The sequence below is a fragment of the Pandoraea pneumonica genome (genome assembly GCF_902459645.1).
Classification (GTDB): domain Bacteria; phylum Pseudomonadota; class Gammaproteobacteria; order Burkholderiales; family Burkholderiaceae; genus Pandoraea; species Pandoraea pneumonica.
The window spans coordinates 1,840,209-1,861,888 of sequence record NZ_CABPSK010000001.1; the positions used below are offsets into that span (position 1 = coordinate 1,840,209).

Annotated in this window: 16 protein-coding genes and 1 other RNA gene; 8 read left to right on the forward strand and 9 right to left on the reverse strand. The window is 61.9% G+C overall.

Features of this window, described 5'->3' with window-relative positions:
* The first annotated feature begins 69 nt into the window (after positions 1-69).
* The 3 genes from PPN31114_RS08065 to PPN31114_RS08075 all read left to right on the forward strand — a co-directional run bounded on the left by PPN31114_RS08065 (position 70) and on the right by PPN31114_RS08075 (position 5,286).
* Positions 70-4,083 (forward strand): DUF748 domain-containing protein, encoded by a 4,014-nt coding sequence (locus tag PPN31114_RS08065; protein WP_150678875.1) that lies wholly within the window; start codon positions 70-72, stop codon positions 4,081-4,083.
* Between the two features lie 30 nt (positions 4,084-4,113).
* Positions 4,114-4,472, forward strand: a transfer-messenger RNA (tmRNA) gene (gene ssrA / locus PPN31114_RS08070).
* Positions 4,473-4,632: 160 nt separating this feature from the next.
* Complete coding sequence (locus PPN31114_RS08075; RefSeq protein WP_150678876.1) at positions 4,633-5,286, forward strand: HAD family hydrolase; 654 nt, start codon at positions 4,633-4,635, stop codon at positions 5,284-5,286.
* A 125-nt stretch (positions 5,287-5,411) separates the two neighbouring features.
* On the opposite strand, the gene PPN31114_RS08080 is transcribed toward PPN31114_RS08075, so the two are convergent.
* From PPN31114_RS08080 to PPN31114_RS08090, 3 genes are all read right to left on the reverse strand, one after another.
* Positions 5,412-5,990 (reverse strand): hypothetical protein, encoded by a 579-nt coding sequence (locus PPN31114_RS08080; protein ID WP_150678877.1) that lies wholly within the window; start codon positions 5,988-5,990, stop codon positions 5,412-5,414.
* 326 nt (positions 5,991-6,316) lie between these two features.
* A complete protein-coding gene (locus PPN31114_RS08085; RefSeq protein WP_150678878.1) occupies positions 6,317-7,396 on the reverse strand; it encodes a linear amide C-N hydrolase in 1,080 nt (359 codons plus the stop codon).
* A 115-nt stretch (positions 7,397-7,511) separates the two neighbouring features.
* Complete coding sequence (locus tag PPN31114_RS08090; RefSeq protein ID WP_150678879.1) at positions 7,512-8,111, reverse strand: LysE family translocator; 600 nt, start codon at positions 8,109-8,111, stop codon at positions 7,512-7,514.
* A gap of 274 nt (positions 8,112-8,385) precedes the next feature.
* Between PPN31114_RS08090 and PPN31114_RS08095 the strand changes: the two genes are divergently transcribed.
* The 3 genes from PPN31114_RS08095 to PPN31114_RS08105 all read left to right on the forward strand — a co-directional run bounded on the left by PPN31114_RS08095 (position 8,386) and on the right by PPN31114_RS08105 (position 11,722).
* Positions 8,386-9,288, forward strand: coding sequence for a LysR substrate-binding domain-containing protein (locus PPN31114_RS08095; protein WP_150678880.1), 903 nt, complete (start codon positions 8,386-8,388; stop codon positions 9,286-9,288).
* Positions 9,289-9,386: 98 nt separating this feature from the next.
* Positions 9,387-10,664, forward strand: a complete 1,278-nt coding sequence (locus tag PPN31114_RS08100; protein WP_150678881.1) for an MFS transporter — start codon at positions 9,387-9,389, stop codon at positions 10,662-10,664.
* A gap of 185 nt (positions 10,665-10,849) precedes the next feature.
* The gene (locus PPN31114_RS08105) at positions 10,850-11,722 is read left to right on the forward strand and encodes an alpha/beta fold hydrolase (RefSeq protein ID WP_150678882.1); all 873 of its coding nucleotides are present in this window, start codon (positions 10,850-10,852) and stop codon (positions 11,720-11,722) included.
* A 9-nt stretch (positions 11,723-11,731) separates the two neighbouring features.
* On the opposite strand, the gene PPN31114_RS08110 is transcribed toward PPN31114_RS08105, so the two are convergent.
* From PPN31114_RS08110 to PPN31114_RS08135, 6 genes are all read right to left on the reverse strand, one after another.
* Entirely contained in the window at positions 11,732-12,199 is a 468-nt protein-coding gene (locus PPN31114_RS08110) for a hypothetical protein (RefSeq protein WP_150678883.1), read from the reverse strand.
* A 160-nt stretch (positions 12,200-12,359) separates the two neighbouring features.
* Positions 12,360-13,598 carry a c-type cytochrome gene (locus PPN31114_RS08115; RefSeq protein ID WP_246182476.1) on the reverse strand — a complete coding sequence of 413 codons (1,239 nt, stop codon included), beginning with the start codon at positions 13,596-13,598 and terminating at the stop codon, positions 12,360-12,362.
* A gap of 173 nt (positions 13,599-13,771) precedes the next feature.
* On the reverse strand, positions 13,772-15,547 hold the full coding sequence (locus tag PPN31114_RS08120; protein WP_150678884.1) for a GMC family oxidoreductase: 1,776 nt from the start codon (positions 15,545-15,547) through the stop codon (positions 13,772-13,774).
* Positions 15,548-15,550: 3 nt separating this feature from the next.
* Positions 15,551-16,273, reverse strand: coding sequence for a gluconate 2-dehydrogenase subunit 3 family protein (locus PPN31114_RS08125; RefSeq protein WP_150678885.1), 723 nt, complete (start codon positions 16,271-16,273; stop codon positions 15,551-15,553).
* Between the two features lie 366 nt (positions 16,274-16,639).
* Positions 16,640-18,658: a hypothetical protein gene (locus tag PPN31114_RS08130; RefSeq protein WP_150678886.1), complete on the reverse strand. Its 2,019-nt coding sequence runs from the start codon at positions 18,656-18,658 to the stop codon at positions 16,640-16,642.
* A gap of 172 nt (positions 18,659-18,830) precedes the next feature.
* Positions 18,831-19,745 (reverse strand): helix-turn-helix domain-containing protein, encoded by a 915-nt coding sequence (locus tag PPN31114_RS08135; protein WP_150678887.1) that lies wholly within the window; start codon positions 19,743-19,745, stop codon positions 18,831-18,833.
* A gap of 316 nt (positions 19,746-20,061) precedes the next feature.
* Here PPN31114_RS08135 and PPN31114_RS08140 point away from each other — a divergent pair, with 316 nt between their 5' ends.
* Together PPN31114_RS08140 and PPN31114_RS08145 are read left to right on the forward strand one after the other, a co-directional pair.
* Entirely contained in the window at positions 20,062-21,117 is a 1,056-nt protein-coding gene (locus PPN31114_RS08140; RefSeq protein WP_150678888.1) for a porin, read from the forward strand.
* 172 nt (positions 21,118-21,289) lie between these two features.
* Positions 21,290-21,613, forward strand: a complete 324-nt coding sequence (locus tag PPN31114_RS08145) for a hypothetical protein (protein ID WP_150678889.1) — start codon at positions 21,290-21,292, stop codon at positions 21,611-21,613.
* Positions 21,614-21,680: the final 67 nt, after the last annotated feature.

Sequence of the window (21,680 nt, forward strand, 5' to 3'; positions counted from 1 at the left end):
CCCGGATCTATTCCGCCGCGCACAACGGTGGCGTGGCGTGTGCTTCACTGGCTGCTTACGGGAGACCGCATGGCCGAGCAAGCGAACGATCGCAAACCTACTCCAGACACCCCCCCGGGCAATAATCGCCTGCAACAGGGACTCGCGCGCGCGCAAGCGCTCGGCCGCGATCCCAACGTTCGACGACGCGCGCGCAAGACAGGTCTGTGGACCGTCGGCGTGCTGGCCGTGTTCGGCGTCGTGGGTTACTTCACTGTGCCGGCGGTGCTCAAGCATTACGCCATCGAGAAGCTGTCGACGTATCTCGAACGGCCGGTGAGCGTTGGCGACGTCAGCTTCAATCCATACACGCTGCGCCTCGACCTCCATCAGGTGCACATCGGCGACAAGACGCCGGGGCAGCCGTTCGTGGATGTCGGCCTGTTGCGCGTGAATGCGTCGTGGGGCTCGGTGTTCCGCCTCGCCCCCATCGTCGACGAACTGTACGTCGATACGCCGGTCGTCAACATCGTGCGCACGGCCCCGCAGCGCTTCAATTTCTCGGACATCATCGATAAGGCCACGTCCGGGCCGCCGTCGCCGGAGCCGTCCAAGCCGGCGCGCTTTGCGCTGAACAATGTGCAGATCAAGAACGGCACAATCCGGTTCGACGACACCGTGCAGAACGAAAAGCACGTGGTCGACAATCTGCAAGTCGGTGTGCCGTTCATCGCAAACCTGCCTGCCGACACCGACATCTTTGTTCAGCCGTTGTTACAGGCCTCGATCGACGGTTCGCCGCTCAATATCTCGGGGCAGACCAAGCCTTTTGCCGATTCGCTCGAATCGACGGTCGATATCAAGCTCGACCGCCTCGACGTGCCCAAGTATCTCGGGTACTCGCCCATGACGGTGCCCGCGAAAATCAAAAGCGCCGCCGTGAGCACCGACCTGAAACTGCGCTTCACCCGCGACAAGGACGGCAGCAACCACGTCGGCCTGACGGGCACGGCCACACTGGCCGATGCGGTTGTCGTCGAGCCCGACGGCGCGCCGATCATCGCCGTGAAGCAAGTGGACGTGAAGCTCGGCAAAGTCGAGCCGCTGGACAACGTCTATCACATCGACAGCGTGCGAATCGATGGTCTCGATCAGCAAGTGACGTTGCAAAAGGATGGCTCGCTGAACGTGGAGAAGGCGTTGTCGCCGCAGCGCACCGCCATCAAGGCCGTGGGCCGCGCAGTCGGCGAAGCGGCGGCCTCTCCGCAGGCGAGCGAGGCTGCCAAAGCGGCACCGAAGGTTGCCGCCGAACAGACGGCGCAAGCCGCAACACCGGCGTCGGCGGCGGCTGCCGCCCAGGCGAAGGCCGCTGCCGCTGCACAGCCGACACCGCTCGACTTGCAGGTGGGCGAAGTCTCGATCGTCAACAGCAAAGCGCGCTTTACCGACGCACGGGGTGCCAAACCCGCGAGTGTCGCGTTGGAGAACATTCAAATCGGTGTGAAGCAGTTCTCGACGCTCGGCAAGGAGCCCGCCACGTATGACGCGTCCATCGGCGTGCAAAGCGGGGGCACGCTCAAGGCGCAGGGTCAGTTCAGCTTGCCCGCGTATAACGCCAGCGGCGATCTCGATGCTGATGCGATTGCACTTGCACCCTTGCTGCCATTGGCCCAAGGCGCACTGGCGGGCGACTTGAAGAGCGGCACCGTCGGCCTGCAAGCGAAGTTCAGTGCCGCGTTCTCGCCGGACAAGCAGCCGAACGTTCAAATTTCGCCCGCCACGGCCACGCTCGACAAGATCGAGTGGTTGACCGGCATCAAAGGCGATGCCCCGCTGAAACTTGCCCACGCGCAGGCCAAGCTCTCGCGCTTCGATCTCGGCGCGCAGCAAGCGGTGCTCGACGAGTTGACGGTCACCGGGCTGGACGTTGCGGCGCGGCGCGATAAGGACGGCAAGATCAACCTGATGGCGCTCACGGGGAACGGCCAGCCGAAGACGGCCGCTGCGGCCAGTGGGTCTGGGCGCGGCATCAACGCGCGCGTGGGGACCGAGCGTGGCCGTCGCACGTCGGCAAAGCCAGCAGCGTCGAAAACCGCGCAAGCCAATGGCTGGCAGTGGCAGGTCGGCAAGGTTTCGCTCGAGAACGCGAGCATTTCGCTCGAAGATCGCGCCGTCAAAGGCCGCCCGATCAGTGCGAAGTTCGCACCGTTGAATGTCCGGGTGCAAGGGGCGTCGCAAGACATGGGCAAGCCGTTGCAGCTTGAAGTCAACGGCACGCTTAACAAGAAGGGCTCGCTCAACGCGACCGGCAGCATTACACCGCAGCCCATCTCCGGCGATCTTCAGATCAAGACGCAGCAACTCGATTTAGCCGCATTCGACTCGTACATCAGTGACGAGTTGAACGCGAGCATCGCAAGCGCCCTGCTCTCGAGTAATGGCCGCGCCACGTTTGCGATGAAGGGCGACACGCCGCAAGCCACGTACCGAGGCGACGCCACGTTGGGCAACGTTCGTTTGCTCGACAAGGTGACGGCGGATGACTTCATGCGCTGGAACGCGCTGTCCGTGCAGCAGATCAACATGGCGGTGGGCAGCGGCAAGCCCAACGTGCAATTGGGCAGCGTGGCGCTGTCGCGCTTCTACGCACGTTTGATCATCAATGCCAACGGGCGGCTGAATCTGGCCGATGTGGTCGGTAACAAGGAAACAGCACCGCGCTCGCTCACGCGCGCCAACACCGGCGTGCCGCTCGATGGCAGCTCGGCGAGTGCCGCGGCGGCCAAACCGCCGCTCGATGCCGCGGCCTCGGCCGTTGAGGCGGGTCAGCCCACCGAAGTCGAGAAGAAGGAGCAGAAGCCGGGCCAGACGACGGCCGAGCGCGGGCCGGGCTACGGCACGGGCAAGGCGTTGCCGGCAGACGTTCATATCGGACGGATTACGCTGCAAGGCGGCAACATCAACTTCACCGACAACTTCGTCAAACCGAATTACACGGCCAATCTGACCGATATCGGCGGGCGCATCGGCGCGTTCGGCACAGCAACGACAGAGCCTGCCGACGTGGCGTTGCAGGGCAAGGTCAACCGCAACGCGCCGATCGACATCTCGGGCAAGATCAATCCGCTGGCCCCGATGGCGTTTGTCGATCTGAGCGCGAAGGCAGACGGTATCGAGTTGACCAATCTCACACCGTACTCCACCAAGTACGCGGGGTATCCGATCGAGAAGGGCAAGCTCACGGTGGATGTGCACTACTCGCTCGATCAAGCCAAGCTGACCGCCAACAATCACATCTTTATCGATCAGTTGACGTTCGGCGACCGCGTGGAGAGCCCGACGGCAACGAACTTGCCGGTGCGATTGGCGGTTTCGCTGCTGAAGAACTCGCGTGGCGAGATCGACGTGAACATTCCGATATCCGGTTCGCTCGAAGATCCGCAGTTCAGCTTGGGCGGGGTGATTTTCCGGGCGTTCGTGAATCTGATCGTCAAGGCGGCGACGGCGCCGTTCAGCTTGCTGGCGTCGGCGTTTGGCGGTGGGGATCAGGAGTTGGGCTATGTGGAATTTGCACCAGGTAGCGCCCGTTTGACGCCGGAAGACGAGAAGCGGCTTGATACGTTGGTCAAGGCGTTGAAGGATCGTCCGTCGCTCAAGCTCGATATCGTGGGCCGCGTCGATCCGGCGAAGGATACTGACGGGCTGCGTGAAGTGGCGGTCGACCGTGCGATCAAGGCGCAGAAGGTCAAGTCGATGGTGGGTCGCGGCGAGAGTATCGACGTGGACTCCGTGAAGGTAAGTCCGGAGGAGCGCAGCAAGTATTTGACGGCGGCCTACAAGGCGGCGGACTTTGCGAAGCCGCGCAACATGATCGGCTTTTCGAAGTCGTTGCCCGACGACGAAATGGAGAAGCTCATGGAGACGAACATCAAGGTGGGCGACGACGATTTGAGGGCGCTGGCTGAACGGCGTGCGCAGCGAGTACGCACGTGGCTTGACGGCAAGATCGAGTCGGACCGGATGTTCGTGGTGGCCCCCAAGCTCACGGCGGATGGCATCAAGGACAAGGGGGCGACGACGCGGGTCGACTTCGCACTCAAGTAGGGCATTTGTGTCATAATCCGTTTCACCACTGGGGCCGACATGGTTTCGACGTGGGTAGCGAAGCGATTCAGGGCATACCGAGGACCCGTCACCTCGTTAATCAATGGGAAAATTAGTAACTGCAAACGATAACTCGTACGCACTGGCTGCCTAAGGGCGCCTGCCTCGCACTAGCTCTCTGACGGGCTAGGGTAGCAATACCTCGCGAGGTCATTTACGTCAGATAATCTCCGGTGGTGCCATGGCGCTGGAGCCGAAAATTAAGTGGATCGCTGTTGCGTAGCGTGTTCGTCCGCGACAAAACAGTTAAATCAAATGACTGAACTAAGTATGTAGAACTGGTCGTAGAGTACTTGCGGACGCGGGTTCGATCCCCGCCGGCTCCACCAACACATAGAGCATCGACGGCAACGGCTGATGTTCGGATCGATTGAAAAACGGACCTTCGGGTCCGTTTTTTTATGCTCCGTCACGCCGAATCCCTCGCCTTGTCCTAGTTTCAAAGGACACGTACGCTGCGGGGTACCGTCCAATCGCCCAGAAGAACGCATGAACCCACCTCTTCCTTCCAACGCTTCCCATGAAGTGGACGCGATCGTCTTTGACCTAGGCAATGTGTTGATTCGATGGGATCCACGCAACCTATATCGGAAGATATTCGGCTCAGACGTGGCGGCAATGGAGCAATTCCTAGCGGATGTCTGCAACACCGAATGGAACGAGCAACAGGACTGCGGCCGTCCGTGGAAGGATGCGATTGACGACGCGGTTGCCCGTCACCCGAAGCATGAAGCCAATATCAGGGCCTACTTCGAGCGCTGGTCCGAAATGATCCCCGGTGATATTGCAGGCACGGTCGACATTTTGAAACAACTGCGCAGCCTCGATATCCGGCTTTTAGCACTGACGAACTGGTCCGCCGAAACCTTCCCTATTGCACAAGAGCGCTTCCCATTTCTGGGCTGGTTTGAAGGCATCGTGGTATCCGGCCGCGAACGGATGATGAAGCCTGATCCGGCAATCTTCCGCCTGCTAATCGAACGCCATCAACTTCGACCAGCAACAACGGCATTCATTGATGACAGCCTTCGTAACGTGCATGCCGCCGACCACGAGGGGTTGCTCGGCATTCATTTCACGAGCCCCGACAACCTGCGAACTCAACTGAAAGCATTGGGCGTTCCGCTCTCGGAAGCCGCCTGAAACGCGGCCCCTTTTTTCGGGCCTCGATCTGCGCCGAACGTGGCCGCACATTCTGGCTTTGAAAGCGCGTGGGCTGCGTTGGAAGCCTCGTCGAATTCAAGGTTTGCCAATTCTGCGTTCGCCCGTCACCCGCGCTGTTGAACAATGAACAGCGTCACTGCCACTAGGGCCGGGCACACGGTCAGCAGTGTGCCGATGATCCAGCGCGTTTGCGACATCATCATCTGACTCATCGCCTGAAATCCAGTGTGCATCTCTGAGCGCAACGCCTTGGAATCAGCGTGCATTTCCGAACGCACAGTTTTGAACTCGGCGTGAACAGCCTTGAACTCGGTGTGCATTTCACCGCGAACCGATTCCAGCCCAGCATGCATTTCACCGCGAACCGATTCCAACCCAGCATGCATCTCACCGCGAACCGATTCCAACCCAGCATGCATCTCAGCACGAACGGCCTTGAATTCCCCATGCATCTCGGTACGCATGGCCTTGAACTCACCATGCATCTCGGTACGCACGGCCTTGAACTCACCGTGCATCTCGGTACGCACGGCCTTGAACTCACTATGCATTTCACCGCGCAGTGAACCAACTTGGTCATGGATATCGACACGCACCGAACCAATCTCCCGCTCGAGATCGGCTTTGGTGCATAACGTCGGCAGCACCGCCTCGATGCGTGCAACACGTTTGGCTAAGGCCATTGGTGCATTTCCTCTCGGCCCGCCGCCTCCGCACTCGGTGTCGCGCAGCGACATTCGGAAAAGGGGAAGGGGGAGTTTACGGAGTGTTCCCATCATTATTTCGATTCCGGCCAGTACAGCCTTCGCTCGCCTCGATATCTGGATACGCTGAAAGTCACCCCGTCAGGCTTGTAGCAACGGCCTTAACGCACATTTGCCCTGCCACCGACTGACGGCGTTTCAATACCGTATCGCAGAAAACCACAGCGTTGCAGCTGCGTACCACGCCAGCGCCTCCCCCAACCGCCCATCTCTCAAACGTCGCTCACACGCCCCACACGCGTCACTCAGCGCGCCTTGCCCGCATCCAACCCGAGAAACGGAAACGGCACCGACGGTTTGAACGCCGCAGACACCTCGCCGCTAAACGTATTGCGCTGGTCGCGCCCAAGATCGAGCTTGCGCACCTGCGCGCCCGCAGAGAAATCGAGCTTCTTCAGGTCCACCCAGAACGTGTTCGGTGTTAGTGCCGATTCGAAGAAATAAAGCATGCGCTTGTGATCGACCACCGTACGCCAACGCGTCGACGAGATATTCGGTTCGCCCGGCGTCGTGATGCCGAACGGCACCGACACATTGCGAATCACGCTGAACACGCTTGCCAGCGCCTCGACCGGATCTTCGCTCTTTGGAATCGCATTGATGTAGAACGACGCCCGCGCAAACCGATCCGACGAGCGATTCGTCCCCGGCAGGAATGTCGTGCCGCCGATCTGCGTCCAGTATTGATTGAGCGCCAGTTGCTCGTCGAACGTCGGCGAGTTCGTCATGACCTGATACCGCCGGCCGTGATGAATCACCTGCTGCCCATTGATGTATTCGACGATGGCGCTGTCGCCGGTGGCATCCGACATCGCCAAATGCAACGTCGTGATCCGCTGCTCGCCCGGCACGTTGTCCGTCACGATCGTGAAGGGCTCCTTCTCGAGCGCCGTCACCGCCTCGTCCACCGTCGCGAAATTGTCGAGGACATATTGCGCCCACGCCGCAATCGTCAGCCCCGGGCGCGAATCTTTGTCGAACCTCGGATACTGCGACTCCGCCAACCAGAGCAGCTGCGCCGACAGCCCCTTCTCGTTGACGCCGTCGGTCGTCGACACATCGTATCCGGTGGCGACCACACTCCCATATTTCGCCGTCCAGCGAATCGAGTTGGGCCCGGCCTCCCCCGTTCTGGCAATGCCGCGCGGCAACACATAGAGATTGGTCGCCACGTCGACCTTCCAGTCCATAGAGCGCGCCGTAATGACGTCGTCATTGGCCCCCAGATAAACGACGCGAGTGCAAGCCAGTGACGAGAGCGGCGCCAGTGCAAGCGTCGCGGCGGCAACGAGACACGGTAGAGTCTTGGCAAACTTACGAGACATGACAGCACCTCATGTGAGCGCGAAAACCACAGGAGCCGTCAGTATAACGACGCAGTTTTATCGAGACGCAAGCGCCAACCCAAGCCACCACCGTCCGCCGAATCAGTCCGTCAAGTCAGTCCACCAAAATCGGATACAGCGACGCGACAAGCAGCGCTGCGGCCACACCGTTGAAGATTCGCACTGAGCGGGCATCGGTCAGCACGCGCCGCATGGCGACACCGAAGCCAGCCCACAAACCGATACATGGCGCCCCCAAGATGCCGTAGATCACCGCGAGCATCACCACGTCAGGCAAATTAGCGCCGTTCGGCAAATAGGTGCTGATTGCGCCCACCGCCATCACCCAAGCTTTCGGATTGACCCACTGAAATGCCGCAGCGCCCAAAAACCCCATCGGCCGAGCCCGCTCGCGACGCTCGTCGTCCATCGGACCAGAGCGCGCCAAATGCCACGCCAACCACAACAAATAGGCCGCGCCGACATACTTCAGCACCGAGTGAATGACGGGAAACTTAACGAAGACCGAATGCAAGCCCGTGCCCGTGAGAAACACCATGAAGGCAAAGCCACAGGCAATACCGGCCAGATGCGGCAGCGTGCGCAGAAAGCCGTAATTCAGGCCCGAAGCCAGCACCATCATGTTGTTGGGGCCGGGGGTCACCAGCGTGATGACCGCGAAAGCGCAGAAGGCGAGCAATTGTTCAGTCGTCATAATCGAATACGGTTTGATGCGGGACAGCCAAGCGCCGCCCGGAATTTCGGTCAGACAGCATAGGCAGTGCGCCGCCGCGAGGCCCGGTACAGTTCGCCAAAACCAGACAGGCCTGTACTGGCCGCCAGCCATGACAGTTCGCCGCCAGACACACAGCCTGATCACACACGACACGCGGCATCATGCGAAAATCGACGCCATCCGAAGCCCATCGAACGTCCCGCCCAAGCGCGCGATACCCTCACGCATGCGGGCTGATGAAAGACGCCTAGCCATGCCGCCTCGCCTGCCCCCGCTCTCCGCCCTGCGCTTGTTCGAAGCCGCCGGACGCCATCAAAGCTTCAAGCGCGCCGCCGCTGAACTGCATCTCACGCCCAGCGCAGTGAGCCACGGCATCGTCGGGTTGGAGCAGTCACTCGGCATCGCCCTCTTCGCGCGCTCGCCGCAAGGGCTCTCGCTCACACCAGAAGGCGTCGACTATCTCGCCTACGTGACCGAAGCCTTTTCGTTACTCATGACAGGCACGCGCCGCCTGCCGACCCGCGACACCGCCCGCGCCATCGCACTCACCTGCGCACCGACGCTCGCCTCACGCTGGCTACTGCCGCGCCTGCATCGCTTCACCCAACGCATGCCGGACGTGGACGTCACGCTCGACACCTCGCGTCGGCAGGTCGGCTTCCCCACCGACGGCTTCGATTTCGCCATTCGCTTGTCCCGCGCACCAGTCGCCGCTGACACCTGGCACCGGTTGTTCGGCGAGCAGTTTCTTCCGGTATGCAGTCCGGCTTATCGAGCCGAACACGCGGATGCGCACGGCAACATCGACTTGCAAGTCGTGACCCGAATTCACGTGAGTAGCGCGAGTGAAGACTGGCAAGGATGGATCGAAGGTGCCGGTATCGACGACTTCGACGCGCGCGGCGGCCTGAGCTTCGATAGCATCCAGTTGGCGTTCGACGCCGCCATCATGGGCCTCGGCGTCGTCATCGGGCGGCGCCCACTGGTCGACGAATACCTAGCGAGCGGTGCCCTCGTGCCTGCCCACGATGTCACCACGACCTCCCAAGGCGCCTACTGGCTGATTTGTGCGGACGACATCGAACCGCACCCCGCATGCGTCGCGTTTCGCGACTGGGTCATCGCAGAAGCCGCCGACGCCGCGCGATTGCCATAAACGCCTCACAGGTGAATTAAATTCACTCGCAGCTTCGCATTACTCCTTTGCCAGACGGCGATGGCGTTGCGAAACTACGGTGAGGAGGATTCACCACCATGACACAAACCGCATCACCCTCACCCTCGCTGCAAGGCCGCGTTACGCTCATCATTCTGGCCGGCGCGCTCGTGTTGAGTGCCGCCATGGGCACCCGGCAGACGTTCGGGCTTTTCATCAATCCGTTTTCGTACGATCGCGGCGTTCCGGTCACGCTGGTCGCCTTTGCCATTGCCCTCCACAACCTCGTATGGGGATTTGCGCAGCCGTTCGCGGGCGCGATGGCCGACCGTCACGGGCCTGCACCGGTGGTCGCCTTCGGTGCCTTCGCCTTTGCGGGCGGACTCGCCATGGCGGCCCTGGCGCCGTCGGGCATGTGGCTGGTGATCGGACTCGGCGTGCTAGTCGGGCTAGGCATCAGTTGCACAACCTTCGGTGTGGTGCTGCCCGCCGTCAGCCGTGCCGTGGCCCCCGAGAAACGCACCATGGCGATGGGGCTCGTGAGCGCCGGTGGCTCGCTTGGGCAGGTGGCGTTAGTGCCGGTTGCCCAAGGCTTGCGTCAGAGCTTCGGCGTGTCGACGTCGCTGTTCGTGCTCGCGCTGATCCTGTGCTGCGCCGCGCCGCTCGGCCTCTTCATGACGCTGAACCGGCGCAAGGCGACAGCGGCCACGCCCGCCACCCCAGCAACCCGCCAGCACAACGACGGTGAACATGTCTCCCTGCGAGAAGTGCTGCATCAGGCTCGCAGCCATCGCGGCTTTCAGTTGCTCACGCTCGGTTTCTTCACCTGCGGATTTCAACTCGCGTTCATCGCCACCCACCTGCCCGGCTATCTGCTGATGTGCCACATGCCGATCGGGCTTGGCGCCACCGCGCTCGCCCTGATCGGCCTGTTCAACATGCTGGGTAGTTGGGCGTGCGGCTGGCTTGGCGGACGCTATCGACAACATCACGTGCTCGGCTGGTTGTATCTGATTCGGGGCGGTGCCATCGCCTTGTTCTTCTTGTTGCCGAAGTCCGATACGAGCGTCGTGATCTTCGCGGCAGTGATGGGGCTGACGTGGCTGGGCACGGTGCCGCTCACGAGCGGTCTGGTCGCGAAGGTGTTCGGCGCGCGTCACTTGGGCACGCTCTTCGGTGTGTGCTTCATGAGCCATCAGGTCGGCTCGTTCCTCGGCGCGTGGCTCGGGGGTTACGTGCTGGATGTCACGGGTTCGTACAACCTCGTCTGGGCCGCCACGGCCATTCTCGGTGCTGTGGCTGCGGCGCTGCACTTTCCGATCGACGACGCAAGCGTCGTGCCGCCGATGCGTCAGCCCGTACCGGCGGGCGCCTGACTTCCACGGGGTAGCGCGCCGGGACGGCTCTTCCCCCCGACAGCACGCGAACGCCTACGTGTGCGGGGGCCGTCCCGGCGGCAGGCCGTCATTACCTCCGAGGTAATCGACGGTGCGCACTGCGCTCGCGAGAATGGCTTCACGTTCTGCCGGATCCCCCGGCACGGCCCTTGTGGAGCCTGACCATGTTGACCCGCCTGTCGCTGACTTCGAACACGCCCACCGCCCCGATCACGTCCACCGGTTACGTCGCAGGCAGCGACGGCACCGCCCTCTTCTGCCGCGACTGGGGCCATGGCAAGCCGGTCGTATTTCTCTCCGGATGGACCCTCGCCAGCGACATCTGGGCCTACCAGATGACAGCGTTGGCCAACGACGGCTTTCGCTGCGTAGCTTTCGACCGGCGCGCCCACGGCCGCTCGGCCGACACCGGACGCGGCTACGACTACGACACGCTGGCCGACGATCTCCACGCCGTCTTGCAGGCGCTCGATCTGACTGGCGTCACGCTCGTCGGGCATTCGTTCGGAGGGGGCGAAATCGTGCGCTATCTCACGCGTCACGGCACGAAGCGCGTCTCGCGCATCGTTTTCGTGTCACCGGCTGCGACGCCCTATCTCGTCAAGACTGCCGACAACCCGACCGGTGTCGATCCGCAACTCTTCTACGATTCACTCGACGAGATGCTCACCTCGTTTCCGGACTGGATCGAGCGGCGCGCCGAACCCTACTTTGCACCGGGCACGTCGCAGGCTGTCGTTCGCTGGACGTCGGACCTGATGCTGCGCACATCGCTCGACGCCGCAGCCGCACTCAATCGCGTGCAGACCTCGACCGACTTCCGGTCCGAGATGGCTGCGCTCGACATACCGGCGCTGGTATTACATGGGGATTGCGACGCGAGCGCGCCGCTAGAGGTGACCGGTCGCCCGACCGCGGAAGCGATTGCCGGGGCGGTCCTCAAGGTCTACGAGGGCGGCACGCATGGCATGTACTTCAATCAAGCCGCGCGTCTCACCGACGACATTCGTGCGTTTGCGAATGGTCGGACGGCATGAGGGCATGCATTACAAACGGTGAGAATTCGCCAATCGAAAGATCTTCGTCCAGCGTTGCGCGAGCGCGCGGTTCGTCATGGGCACAACCCATTGCGGCTGCGCGTTGTGGGCAAGTTCGAGCACTAACGTCCAGCGCCCGTTCTCCGTCACCGGGTGCGCGGACGTCACGTCGGAGAACACAAAGCGCGAGGTGTTCTCGCCAACGCGAATCGTGCCCATCTTGCGATCGGCGTCGAGCTTGAGCGCGCCCCACGCCCCTTCGATACTCACGACACGCTCACCGTTACGCCGCACGCCATGCACCGCGCGATAGCGACGAACGGCATCGACAACGAGCCAAACGACGATCAGCACGCAGACCGCAATCGTGGCCACTGCCGCCAGCGTGCCGAAACGCATCGCGACCGCGCCATACAGCCGCACGGCCCCGTAGACGATGCCCGCCAACACCACGAGCCCTAGAAGAATGAACGGCACAACAACCTCCTGCGTTCCACAACATCGGTTCGCGCCCTAAGCCATCGCGCGATAAAAAAGCCCTGCCAGCAACACCGCCCGGCAGGGCTACATTTCACCACAGGCGCATGGCGCTCGCCCGCCAGCACGAGCGCCACCACACCTTCACATCATCACGGCATCAACGCGTGGGCTGCGGCGCGGCCCCCACGTCCTTGCGCACCTTGGCCACTTGCGCCGCCGTCACAGCAGGCGCCGTATTGCCCCAGCTAGTGCGCACAAACGTCAGCACATCGGCCACGTCCTGATCGGTCAGACGATCGTCGAAGCCCGGCATGGCGTAGTGCGTCGGTGCCGATTTCGTCGACGGCATTTCGGCACCGCGCAGCACGATATGGATCAGCGATGTCGGATCGGCCGAGTTCACCGTCGAACTGAGCGCCAGCGTCGGGAAGGTCTGCGAATAGCCCTTGCCCGTACTGCGGTGGCAAGCCGCGCAGTTATCGATGAACGTCAACGCCCCATTGCTCTTATCGGACCCGGCGCGCAATGCCTTGGCCGCCGTCTCGTCGTACGCGAGCGCCTTGGCGTTCGGATCGACGGGTTTGAGCGTCTTCAGGTATTTCGCAATGGCCGAGAGGTCGTCGTCGCTCATGTACTGCGCGCTGTGCTGCACCACGTCCGTCATGCCGCCGAACGCTGCGGAATGATCGTTGCGCCCGCCTTTGAGGAACGCCGTGATATCGCCTTCGCTCCAGTTGCCCAGACCGTCGGTCACGTCGCCGCGCAGGTTCTTCGCGAGGAAGTTATCGACCACCCCGCCCGAGAGGAACGCGGTGCTGTCGTCGGTCAGCGCCTTCTCCTGCAATGCGACACCTCGCGGGGTGTGACATGCGCTGCAATGGCCCAGCCCTTCGACGAGATAGCGACCGCGCGAAATCGGGTCGTTATCGGTCGATGCGGCGTCAGCTACGACGGCCGGTGCGAACATCTTGCGCCAGATCGACAACGGCCAGCGCATCGACATCGGCCACGGAATGTCCGTTGCCTTGTTCGCCTGCGCGACCGGCTGCACGCCCGACATGAAGTACGCGTAGAGCGCCTTCACATCCGCCGGACGCACCTTCGCGTACGACGTGTACGGCATGGCCGGATACAGCGTCGAGCCGTTCTTCGCAATGCCGTGACGCACGGCTTGATCGAAGTCTTCGAGACTGTAGTTGCCGATACCGGTGTCCTTGTCCGGCGTGATGTTGGTCGAGTAGATCGTGCCGATCGGCGACGCGATCGGCAATCCGCCCGCAAACGGCTTGCCCTTCGGCGCGGTGTGACACGCGGCGCAATCGCCCACGCGCGCCAGATACTCACCTTGCTTGATGAGCTGCGCCTGCGGGTCGTTGGCCGCCGGTGCCGCAGCCATCGCCGCGGGTGCGTCCGGGGCTGGAGCATTAGCGGAAGCCGGTGCCGACGCGGGCGCGGCAACGTCCTGCGCCCACGCATCGAGGGCGACGAGTGCGCCGAGCGTCAGCGAGCCTGCGGCGAGCACCAGAGCAGAGCGCTTGAACATGGATTTTCGGATCATGGTCGCTCTCCTCAGGCCTGCACCAGCGGGCCGGCGTTCTTGAGGTACTGCTCGCGAATCGCCTTCGCAGACCAGTACGCCAGCGCCGCCACCACGCCCGTCGGGTTATAGCCCATGTTCTGCGGGAAAGCCGAGGCCCCCATGACGAACACGTTCGACACGTCCCAGCTTTGCAGATACCGGTTCACCACGCTGTTCGACGGGTTCGTCCCCATGATGGCGCCGCCGGTCGTGTGCGTGCTCTGGTAGACGCGCGTGTCGTAGTGGCTGCCCTTCTTGCGAATCGCCCGGAACACCTTCTCAGGGTTCATCGCCCGGCCCACTTCCTCCATGCGGTCGCCCATGTAGCCGAGCATGTTGTATTCGTTGTCGTGCCAGTCGAAGGTCATGCGCAGCAGCGGAATGCCGTACGCATCCTTATACGTCGGATCGAGATCGAGATAAGCATCTTGATACGACATGACCGAGCCCGAAATGCCGATGGTCATGTAACGCTGATACGCGTCCGCGATCCCGGCCTTCCACTTGCTGCCCCACGACGGCGTGCCCGGCACGGTCGGGGTCATCTTGATCGGGCGCCCGCCGTAGCGGATGTGACGAATGCTCGCACCGCCGAGGAAGCCCAGCGGGCCGTGATCGAACTGGTCGCCGTTGAGGTCGTCCATCGACACCCCGCCCGCGCCCGTGCCAACGAACGGGTTCAACTGCGTGCCCTTGGGCAGCAGCACGTTGACCGCGCCATTCATCTGGTACGCATAGTTCTTGCCGACCACACCCTCGCCCGTCTTCGGATCGTAGGGCTTGCCGATGCCCGAGAGCAGCAGCAGCCGCACGTTGTGCATCTGATACGCGGCCATGATCACGATATCGGCCGGTTGCTCGACCTCGCGGCCTTGCGCGTCGATGTACGTCACGCCCGTGGCCTTCTTGCCGTCGCTATCGAGATTGACCTTGGTGACGTACGAGTGCGTACGCAATTCGAAATTCGGCTTCTTGAGCAGCACCGGCAGGATGGTGGTCTGCGGCGAGGCCTTCGAATACATGTAGCAGCCGTAGTTCTCGCAGAAGCCGCAGAAGTTGCACGGCCCGAGGCGCACGCCGTACGGGTTGGTATAAGGCTGCGAGGTATTCGCCGCCGGCGCCGGATACGGATTGAAACCGACGTCGCGGGCCGCCTTCTCGAACAGCGTCGCGCCGTAGGTGTTTTGCAGCGGCGGCGTCGGAAACTCGCTGGAGCGTGCACCTTCGCGCGGGTTACCGCCGGGCACGATCTTGCCGTTCAAATTCCCTGCCTTGCCCGAGGTGCCGAACACCTTTTCGGCAAAGTCGAAATGCGGCTCCAGTTCTTCGTAGCTCACGCCGAAGTCCTGAATCGTCATGCCCTCGGGGATGAACTTCTTGCCGTAGCGCTCTTCGTAATGGCTGCGCAGTTTGAGCTCTTCGGGAAGGATGCGGTAGTGCATGCCGTTCCAGTGAAAGCCTGCACCGCCCACGCCGTTGCCCAGCAGGAACGAGCCGTTCTGCCGATACGGCACGGCGAGGTCGTCCGGTGCATGGCGAATCGTGACGGTTTCGCGGGCCAGTTCCTGAAACAGCTTGCCGCGCACCGAGTATTCGAGCTCGTCGATGACCTTCGGGTACTGCGCATCGGTGGGGGTGTCGCGCATCGCGCCACGCTCGAGCGCCACCACGTTCAGCCCGGCATCGGTGAGTTCCTGGCCGAGAATCGCCCCGGTCCAGCCGAAGCCCACGATGACGGCGTCGACCTTATCTTTCTTGATCGCCATGGCTTAACCCCGCTTTCCGGAAATCGACACAGGCCCGTACGGGTACTTGACGTTGGGTTGGTCGGCCCAGTCCATGAAGTCGGCGCGTGCGCCGGGAAAGCCCACGAGCTTCCAGCCCACCATGTCCTTGTTGCCCCCGTGAATCGGGTCGGACAGGAAGCCTTCCTTGGTGTTGGCCAGCAGATACGAGAAGAAAGTGCGCGCAGGCACGCTGTCGAACTCGACCTTGGCGTGTTCCATATCGCCGAGCACCGTCTCTTGCGTCGCGTGATCGAGGTCGGCAAATGCCTTGTTGTACTGCTTCTTGCAGTACGCGTCGCACGCGGCGATGCCGTGGCGATAGATGTCGCGCGGGGCAAGACTGAGTTGATAGCCCAACTCGGGCGGCTGATCCGTATGGAACGGGCCCTGCATATACCAGAGCTTGCCGTGGCCAAACGGCGTTTCCATCTGACGGTCGATGAACTGCGGCACGTCGGCTTGCAACGCGCCGGGTCCGAGATCGTCCGCAGGAATCAGACGGTCGACGGCAGCACTGACGAAGCGCCACTCGTCGGCGGTGAAGTACTTGGGCTCGTAGGGGGTGTTCGAAGCAGCGGGCGTAGCAGGCTTGTCGCTGCTACAGGCGGACTGAGTGAGTGTCGCACCGGTGGCGAGTGTCGTGGCAGGCACGATCGCCAGCACCTGACGCAAGAAGCGCCGGCGCGGTTCCTTGTCCTGTGACATGGAGTTCTCCGTTTTTGTGGGGACGAATCACGCATGACAGTCAAGCGGTGGCTCGCCATGCGTGAAGAAAACCTGACAGGCTATTCACCTCGCGTAGCGCTTATGACGCGGGTCATTCTACCCACAAGCTACGTACATGGCAAAGCAAGAGACTATTGCGCAAAACGCGCAACATATTGATTAGAAAGGCTTGCAAATAATTAAAATATTTACTATTACGCGCGAGGAACGTGTTTTGCGCCGCGAAACATGCGGCGCTTTTACACACAATGGTGTCGCAAAAATGACAACGCGCGCCGGGTTGGGCGCGCGTTGTTTTGCGAGATGTGAGATCTCAACCGAACTTATCGAGACTGCCGAATCGCGTTACGGCGCTACTCGAATGCCGCCGTTCATGCCGCGTTTTGATGCCGGGACGACCAGCGCTTTATAGGCAACATCGACTGGGTCGACACGCTGCACCGCCGCTAGCATGCACTGCGGAAGATCATCGCCCGACTGGCACCGATTGAGCTCCTCGAACAAGGCTTCACTGAAATCGCTCCAAACCATCGCCGATGCCACGTCCTTAATTCGCTTCTGCAAAGGACCGGCGGCAATGGTTTCGGCCCAGTCTCGCAGCACTTCCAGACGAATCGCGATCGCGCAGATCACAGATTTTCCTGGGGAGTACGACGGTTCGATTTCATCCAGCGTGCGCTCGAACCCAACGCGCCGCTGCCCTGTCGTCGTATTTAACGGATCCGCCTTGGCCTGCAACAGATTCGTCGCAATGCGGCAAGCCCGTGCGGCGATCTCTTTCGCCCGAGCCGATTCGGGATCAAATGACGATTCGAGGGTTTGCACAATCTCGTCCCGCGTCGGCGTGTTGTCCCAAACAGCGGCAAGAGGTTCACACCAAGCCGAAATCCATTCGTGCGTCTCGCGCTGCTCCGTCGAAAGCTGCCCTTTGACCAGATGGCCAAAGCGGTCGTCAGGCGGCAGGGATGACTTGCGTAACGGTGGTGCCGGGGGTGTCTTGCGTCGCGGCGATGGCGGCTCGGCCAAACGCTCGTCGGAACCGATGCTGGAACTGCTTTCACCGCCGTCTGGATGCTCCATCTCAAAGCCGTATTCCACCTTATGCACTTGGGTCTGACTTTTGCCGAACGACGTCATGTCGTATCGGTCTGCCTCGGGCAGGTCGTTGCCGTCGGTACTCCAACGTCGCACACGGAGGTCATTCGCCAGCAACTCTGGTGTCGATTGACGCCTTTCCGGCCACGCCCCAAAAGCTGCAACCGCTTCGTCTTCGAACTGCTCGTCATCGGGCAGCAGGCGTACCGGGTCGGGCACGTCGTGCCGGTCGTACCTATCGTCAAGGGCTTTCAACAGCGATTCCGCCTCATCCTTCTGGCGCATGAGGTCGCGTGCGCGTGCCAGCACCCATTGCTTGCCATGACCATCGCCTTCATACGCCGACGCATCGACACTAAGGAAACTGTTGCCCGGACAACCGAAGCCTCGCTCGCGTAACGTGTCCAATGTGACGGTGGCAGATGCCGGCAGGCCGAGCAACAACGCGAGACTGGCAGCCTCACTCCGCGCTCGCCGTTGCTTGCTATCCAATACGGAGTGCGTCGTTGCGGGCTTAAGCACGTACTGATCGCCCCGGCGCGCCAATCGCAACGGCACCGACGCCCCGCCTTTTAGGCGCTCTCGTTGCGCAACGGACGTCAACTCGTTGAGCACCTTGACCTCGGCGAGCTCGCGATCGAGCATGGCCAGCCGGTTGCCTAACGAGATATGTGTCGTTTTGCGTGTCGCATCGCAAAGCTTGGTCAAATGTTGCCGAATTCGCTCGCCCTCGCCCCGGCTTTCGGCATCCCCGGCTTGTGTCCCCCGCGCATCGGCGGCGCTCGCCGCCTGGCGCAATGCACCGATGGCATCTAACTGAACGCGATACGCGCCCATGCCGAACCCGCGCAAATGCGTCGTGTTGGCAGGCTTGTTTTTGCTCGCGTCGAGCAGCGTGTTACGGCGTTCGGCTTCAAACATCCGTACCCCGCTCTCGAAACGTATGACGCTATCGCGCCATGCACCGACTGCGTCGCGGACCGTGTTCGATACGAACGCATCGGCTTTGACGTCCTCCGCAGCCTTGCATTGCGCGCTGCTCGCTTTTGCCCACTCGCAAAACGGAACGCAAACGTTACCTTGCGGCGTGCGATACGTTCGCTCCGGGTACCGGGACCACGCCTTGCCCAGCGCCTTCGACGGCAGTTGAACGACGGCACTGAAGTCTCCGGCCAACGAATCGCAATCGTCGAACGGGCGTTGCACATGCCGCAACAAGACGGGGGTCGATGCGCTGGGCTGCCCGGCACGCGATAAGCGTTCACTCATGAATAAGTCTCCTTGTCATCCGACCGAAGGGCCGTCATGGCACGGGAGACTAAATGTCTTCGCAAGCGCGGAATATCGTCTCAGGCCGCGGACTTCTGTATTGCGGAAGCCCGGGAGGTAACACCTTAGGACAAGCGCGGCGGCGCGTAGATACGCCGCCGGATTACGTCGATCAGAACCGGGCGAGCAACTGACTCAGCAGCGCCGCCCCTTCTTTGCCTTTGGCGGAATCGGCCCAAAGCCGGTCGATCATCGCGCGGTACATGCCCACGCCGTCGGGCGACGTGGTGATCGTGGCAATCCCGGTGCGCAGGTTCGGCAACTCACCGAGCCGGAACGGCGATACCGCGACGTACGCCTCGCCCTCCGCTTCGAAGATCTGAAACGACTCGTTGGGCATGTTGTCGCTCACGATGCCGATCTGCACGCCCGACGTATCCGCTTCGAGAAACTCGATGATGCGCATCACTTCGCGGCGCGCCGCCATCTTGCGCTCCAGTTGCACGCCCGGTGGCAAGCCCAGCCGCCCAACCAGCCCGTGATGCAGAAACTGCTCGATCTGACGCAGCCCGATCAGGCTCGTGACTGCCAGACGATGCCGCGAAAAACTCGCTTTACGCTCTTGCAGAATGCCCAGCACCCGGTCGATCGTCGTGGCCCAGTGCTTGTCGGCGAGTCGCGGCGGAATGCTCTCTTCGAGCATATGACGCAACCACACGTCGTAATCGCTCGACGTCAGCAAAAAGGAAATCGGGTCGAAATGCGCGACGATGCGCTCGGAACGGCCCTCCAACTGACGCATGCGCTCGAAGTAGCTCACCGCCGAGTCGTGATATTCCACTTCCACACCCAGCAGGTTTGCCAGCGACACCCCTAACAACGCCGCCAGCCGCTCCAGTGTGTCGATCTTCACGATCTCGCCGCGTTCGAGCTTGTAGATGGCCGCGCGCGAAATGTCGAGCCGCTCGGCAACGTCCTCACTGCGCAGTTCGGCCGCCAGCCGGTAGGCGCGCAGGCGTTCGCCAATCGCTCGAAAATTGAAGCGCGCGCCTCTTGGCGCCCGGGATGTCGTCGCAGATCGGTTCAAATCTCCCCCTGTTGGAATTCGTCGCTGCCGCACGCGCGCTCGCGCCCCGCGACATCGTGCCGGGATTATACCGACGCCCTCCGCCCGCGCACTCTCCCCGCCCGACTTCCCGCACTCATCGTCTCTCGCCATCTCACGCCACATTATTTTTCCGATTGTCTATTTTTTTAGACATCGGCACGATGCCGTGCAGGTCTGCCCCACACCACGGGAATGGCCGGAACAAATTGATGTTCAGCGCAATTTTGGGGATGACCGGGCACGCGGGCAGTGATAGCCTGCGCGCCGTCCAGAAATTTGTACACATAACGAGGGAATGATGAAAACCTGGCACAAGGTGGCTGGCGCCGCCGCATTGGGCGCGGCAACGCTCGCAACGACGGCCCATGCGCAGTCGAGCGTGAGCTTCTACGGTTTGGCCGACGCCTATGTCGGCTCGGTGAAGAACCCGGGCGGGCAAGCCGCGGTCGTGCAGCAAGGCGGCGGCATGACCACGTCGTATTGGGGCATGGCCGGTACGGAAGATCTGGGCGGCGGCAACAGCGCGCTCTTCGTGCTCGAGAGCTATTTCCAGCCGAACAACGGCACCTACGGCCGTTTTGCTGGCGACAGCTTCTTCTCGCGCAACGCCTACGTCGGCCTGTCGAACACCACCGCCGGTACGCTGCGGCTCGGACGCATCACCACGCCGCTGTATCTGGCGACGATCCAGTTCAACCCGTTCAACAACTCGTACACGTTCTCGCCGATGATCTTCCACACCTACAAGGGTCTGGGGACGCAAGGCGTGGTGGGCGACTCGGCATGGAACAACGCCATCGCGTACACGTCGCCGAGTTATGCAGGCTTGGCCGGCACGCTGATCTACGCCACGGGTAACAGCGCAACGGACCACAGCGCCAAGAAGTGGGGCGCCGCCCTCACGTATGGCAACGGCCCGTTCGGCGTGGCGGTGAACTATCAATACGTGAACTTCAGCAACACCGCGGGAGACTTCGGTACGCAGTTGCCTGGCGTGACGGGGCTTGCCAACCAGAACACGGCACAGATCGGCCTCTCGTACGACTTCACCGTCGTGAAGCTGTTTGCGCAGTACATGCTCGTCGCCAGTCAGGCGGCCAGTGGCAATTTCCACAGCAACACGGGGCAGTTCGGCGCCTCGGTGCCGCTCGGTCGCGGCAGCGTGCTCGCGTCGGTCGCCTACACCGGCTCGAACGGCTCGGGCGACAACCAGCGCCGCACCACGTGGGCACTCGGCTACGACTACCCGCTCTCCAAGCGCACCGACATTTACGCCGCCTACAAGTACGATCACATGAGCGACTTGTCGACCGGCCAGACGTACGGCGCCGGCCTGCGAATGAAGTTCTAAGCCTTATCAGACGTTATCGGGTGTGCCCCCGCACACTCGCCCTGCGCGACGGTATCCCCCGCTACAACCGCCGTCGCGCAGTCCTTCGACTCAGGGTTTGACCCAATAATTTTCACCTTGCCGGACCCCTTGGGTTCGTTTAGTCTAAATATTTAGACAAATGGAGCGCATGATGGATCTGAAGCTTGCTTGTGCCTGGTTGCAGCGCGACACGGTTGGTTTGTCCGACATCGAAGACTTCGCCGAGCGCTGCCTGAACGCGTCGCGCACCCCCACGCGTGAATCGGCTGCGCTGCTGTTGCTCGCGCAGGCGGCACAGGCTTTTGCAGAAAGGCAGTCCGGCATTGCGACGAGCAGCGAAACGTTGCAGGCGTTTCTCACCCGCAGCAAAGCCTCCGCCACCATGCTGCGCGAGGCCGCCGACGCGTCCGACGCCCACTTTCTCGCCACCCTCAACGACTTCGCTGCGCAGTTCACCAGCGATGTCTATGTGTGAGTCGAGGCATTTTTTTCTCGCATTCGTCTAAATATTTAGACAATTTGACGATGACTGGCGGTAGTGG